General features: G+C 59.4%; 5 protein-coding genes. All 5 read left to right on the top strand.

Annotated features, from left to right (window positions below):
- Positions 1 to 821 (top strand): SMP-30/gluconolactonase/LRE family protein (locus tag JHD73_RS26710; RefSeq protein WP_233177171.1); only part of this gene is annotated, 821 nt, incomplete at its 5' end.
- Between the two features lie 846 nt (positions 822 to 1667).
- Positions 1668 to 1985 (top strand): flagellar transcriptional regulator FlhD, encoded by a 318-nt coding sequence (flhD, locus tag JHD73_RS26705; RefSeq protein ID WP_004627783.1) that lies wholly within the window; start codon positions 1668 to 1670, stop codon positions 1983 to 1985.
- 74 nt (positions 1986 to 2059) lie between these two features.
- The gene (gene flhC / locus JHD73_RS26700; RefSeq protein ID WP_199033164.1) at positions 2060 to 2620 is read left to right on the top strand and encodes a flagellar transcriptional regulator FlhC; all 561 of its coding nucleotides are present in this window, start codon (positions 2060 to 2062) and stop codon (positions 2618 to 2620) included.
- Between the two features lie 504 nt (positions 2621 to 3124).
- Positions 3125 to 3985 (top strand): flagellar motor stator protein MotA, encoded by an 861-nt coding sequence (motA, locus tag JHD73_RS26695; RefSeq protein WP_124380605.1) that lies wholly within the window; start codon positions 3125 to 3127, stop codon positions 3983 to 3985.
- A gap of 77 nt (positions 3986 to 4062) precedes the next feature.
- A partial coding sequence (locus JHD73_RS26690; RefSeq protein ID WP_306663162.1) for a flagellar motor protein MotB occupies positions 4063 to 4346 on the top strand: 284 nt, incomplete at its 3' end.

The raw sequence follows: 4346 nt of genomic DNA, 5'->3' as shown, positions 1-4346 counted from the left end.
GCCCTGTGCCGACCGAATGGTCGCGCGCAAACAAGGGCGGGGCGCCGGTCGATTGCTTTCTGGAAGGCCCGTGCTGGGATGCGCACGGCAACCTCTGGCTGGTCGACATTCCGCATGGCCGCATCCTGCGGGTCTCGCCGCAGGGCGATTGGACTGTGGTGGCCGAATACGATGGTGAACCGAACGGCCTGGCGATGCGCCATGACGGCACGCTGCTGATTGCTGATTATAAGAATGGAGTGCTGTCACTCGATCCGGCTACGGGCGTGGTCAGCCCCTTCCTGACGCGCCGCAACAGCGAGCGCTTCAAAGGCCCGAATGACCTGATCGTCGCCCGCAACGGCGATGTCTATTTCACCGATCAAGGCCAGACCGGCCTGCACGACCCGACCGGCCGCGTGTACCGCCTGCGCACCGATGGCCGGCTCGATTGCCTGCTCACCAACGGACCGAGCCCGAATGGGCTGGTACTCACGCCGGACGAATCTGCGCTGTTCGTTGCCATGACACGCGACAACGCTGTCTGGCGCCTGCCGCTGCTGGCCGACGGCAGTACCAGCAAGGTTGGCCGCTTTGCGCAGTTTTATGGCACCAGCGGCCCCGACGGCATGGCGATGGACGCCGCCGGCAACCTGTTCGTCGCCCATGCCTCGCTGGGCGCAGTCTTCGCGCTCTCCCCGCATGGCGAGCCGCTGGTGCGCATCGCGTCGTGCCGGGGGCGCACCACCACCAATGTCGCGCTGGCACCCGACGGGCAGTCACTCGTCATCACCGAATCCGCCACGGGCACCGTATTGCTGGCCCGTTGGACCGCGCTGTAACACTCCTGAACACGGTTACGCGCGGGGCTGTCCTACTACAGCGCCCACGCGCAATCGCGGGAATTCCGATGGTTCCCTCACGGGCGGTCAACCATGCTGCACTTTCCTGTGCGGTCGTGTAGGACAAGTGCTGTTGCCTTCCTTCCCGACCCTGACAAGCCTGCCGAGGCGGTCAATTTTGTATCTCTTTATAAGACACGTATTGAATAGAGATACATTTTGGTAGGAGGTGTCCTACAAAATCGCCATTCGACTGTAGGAGTGCTCCTACAAAACCAGTCAAAAAGCAGTCGGAACTGTCCTACACGACCTGTAGGACGGGGTAAGAAGTGTCCTACAAACCGTTAACCCGGCATCCGATGCTCACAGTGGCAGAAGTGCGACGCCTTCTTTGTCGAATCTGGTCTTTTTTAGGCAATAATATTGCTTTTTTCAGGCAAAGATTAGGGTAAAACCGTGTCAAACGACCGCTTTAGCGCACGGTCTACCCAGGCTCGTTGTGTCGGCAAGGGCCGTGTTTACAACATTTATTAACAGTTTTGTAGGAAATTGGCTTACAAGAAAATGGCTTACCTCACCCCTCCAAGGTGGGGGTCCCCCCTTCTTTACTTACCCCGGTCGCCAAACCACAATGTGTTCAACAGAAAACAACTTCGCCATGTCTTTGCGACGTGAGTAAGAAGGAGGCGGGAAGTGCCGGTGACGGTACCGACTGCCAGGAACATCCGATCTGTGGGGATTGGTGACCGCCCGGCGAGGGTAGGCGTGAAATACAACAGCGCCACCGGGCAGCACCATGCGGGATCGGATGCAGGTTGTACTTTTACTGCACACGACGGGACATACATGGACACGCAAGACATTGTTTCCGAGATCAGCGAGCTGAATCTCACCTATTTGATGCTTGCCCAGCAGATGCTGGCCAAGGATCGTGATGCCGCACTTTTCCGCCTCGGCATCTCTGAAGAATTGGCAGACATCCTGTTGACGATGTCGCCCGCGCAGATCGTCAAGCTGGCCAGCACGAACATGATGCTGTGCCGCTTCCGCTTCGACGATCACGCCATCCTGGGTCTGGTGACCCAGCCGCACCGTGACAAGGGCCTGCAGCAATCGCAAATGTCGATCCTGCTGGCGCGTCAGGCGGTTGAACAGATCAGCTAAGCCTTTTGCGGCGGATTTTCCGTCGGGTTTAGCGTGATTCGGATGGGTAGCAGAAGCAAAGCGGGAGCAGTGCCATGCGTCATACCAGCGTCATGAATGAAGTTGAGCAGATCCACCTTGCAGCGGAATTGATTTCGCTTGGTGCGCGTCTGCAGTTGCTGGAACAGGAAACCACGCTCAGCCGTGAGCGTCTGGTCAAGCTATACAAGGAAATTCGCGGGGAATCGCCGCCCAAGGGCATGCTGCCCTTCTCGGCAGACTGGTTCCTGACGTGGTCGCCGAACATCCACTCGTCGATCTTCCTGAACATTTACCGTTTTCTGGGTGAGAACAGCCGCAGCACGGGTGTGCGCCGCCTGATCTCGGCCTACAAGCTGTACCAGGAACACATTCACGTTCACGAGCAGGAAGAAGTGCTTTCCATCACCCGTGCGTGGATGATGCTGAAGTTCTTCGAGGGGAAGATGCTGCACACCGTGAAGTGCACGCGCTGCACGGGCCACTTCGTGGCCCACGCAGAAGACCTGCACCATGGTTTTGTGTGCGGCGTATGCCAGCCGCCTTCACGCGCAGGCAAGAAAAAGCGCGTGGCTGGCCAGGTAGATGCGGTCGCAGACAAGACGATCGACGCCTGAGCAGTACGAAACGGGAACGCGGGACACGGGACGCACGGGAATGCCTGCTGGGGAATGACGGGAAATACGGGAACACAACAACAATAGCCGGCCAGTTCGGCACATAACAAGACAGTACAGAGCACAGAACACAGAGCAGGAACAGCACAGGGGCTCAGACAGGACAGAAGGGGAAGGGGGTAGGCCGGTCGCCGCGCAAGCAGCTGACCGGCATTTTTTTTGCCGCCGCGCGTGAAGGAAGGGACGGAAAGCAATTTCCGTCCCTTTTTTCTTTCATTCGGCTTGATTTGCCTCGTTTTTCGGGTCTTTCCGGAGCGGCATGACGCTCAAGCCGCCCGTTTTGATGCCGTTCTTGGTGAAGAGGGGCGCGGCACAACGATTTTCAGTTGTCCTCAAGCGCCCGTCCTTGCAGCAAAACCCGGTGCCAAGCCTTCAGTAAACCGGGGCGATGCCGTTATTCCCCCTTGTATTGATCGCAGGATCGCCAATTCAGGAGTTCGCCCAGTGTTAGTCGCCATCGGTTACATCGTGATTCTCGCCTCGGTGTTCGGCGGCTACATGCTGGCCGGGGGGCACCTCGGGCCCCTGTTCCAGCCGACTGAGCTGCTGATCATCTTCGGTGCCGGCATTGGCGCCTTTGTGGTCGGCAACGACAAGAAGGCCATCAACGCCACGGTCAAGGCCATTCCGGGCTTGTTCAAGGGCTCGAAGTACACCAAGGCGCTCTATATGGAAGTGATGGCGCTGCTGTATGTGGTGCTGTCCAAGATCCGTCGTGAGGGGATGATGTCGATCGAAGCCGACATCGAAGCCCCGCACGAGAGCACGCTGTTTGCCAACTACCCCGCCATTCAGGCTGACCACCACGCGCTGGATTTCATCTGCGATTACCTGCGCCTGATGGTGGGCGGCAACCTGAATCCATTCCAGATCGAAGCGCTGATGGATCAGGAAATCGACACCCACCACCACGAAGCCGAACAACCGGCCCGCATCATCACCAAGGTGGGCGACGCCATGCCGGCCTTCGGCATCGTGGCCGCGGTGATGGGCGTGGTGCACACCATGGGCTCGGTCGGCCTGCCGCCGGCGGAGCTGGGCAAGCTGATCGCCTCGGCGCTGGTCGGCACCTTCCTCGGCATCTTGCTGGCGTACGGCTTCATCGGGCCGCTGGGCTCACTGCTGGAACAGCGCGCCGAAGAATCGACCAAGTTGTTCCAGTGCATCAAGGTGACGCTGCTGGCCAGCATGAACGGTTACGCCCCGGCGATTGCCGTGGAGTTCGGCCGCAAGGTGCTGTTCTCGACCGAGCGCCCCTCGTTTGCCGAGCTGGAAGACCACGTGCGCGGCGCCAAGACGGCCTAGCGATGAACCACGATTTCAAGAGTGCGGCCAATGAGCCGTGCCATTAACGACGCAGTACTGACCGACGGGAACGGACCATGAGCAAGTCCAGCACACCGACCTTCATTGTCATCCGGCGCAACAAGAAGGCCGCACACGGCCACCATGGTGGTGCGTGGAAGATCGCCTACGCCGACTTCGTGACTGCGATGATGGCGTTCTTCCTGCTGATGTGGCTGCTCAGCTCGGTCACCAAGGCCGAGCTGTCGTCGGTGGAAACGTATTTCCGCACGCCGCTGAAGGTGGCGCTGTTTGGCGGCGCCGGTTCGGGCGATCAGTCCAGCATCCTGAACGGCAGCCCGGCGATCAAGCAGAACATGCC

The sequence above is a fragment of the Ralstonia sp. ASV6 genome (genome assembly GCF_016429285.1).
Lineage (GTDB): Bacteria > Pseudomonadota > Gammaproteobacteria > Burkholderiales > Burkholderiaceae > Ralstonia > Ralstonia flaminis.
The sequence above is the reverse complement of the archived record's forward strand: the minus strand, read 5'-3'. Positions and strand labels throughout refer to the sequence as shown.

Excerpts from the sequence above, each read along its gene's own strand:
- flhD (WP_004627783.1), top strand. The coding sequence starts at position 1,668 with ATGGACACGCAAGACATTGTTTCCGAGATCAGCGAGCTGAATCTCACC.
- flhC (WP_199033164.1), top strand. The coding sequence starts at position 2,060 with ATGCGTCATACCAGCGTCATGAATGAAGTTGAGCAGATCCACCTTGCA.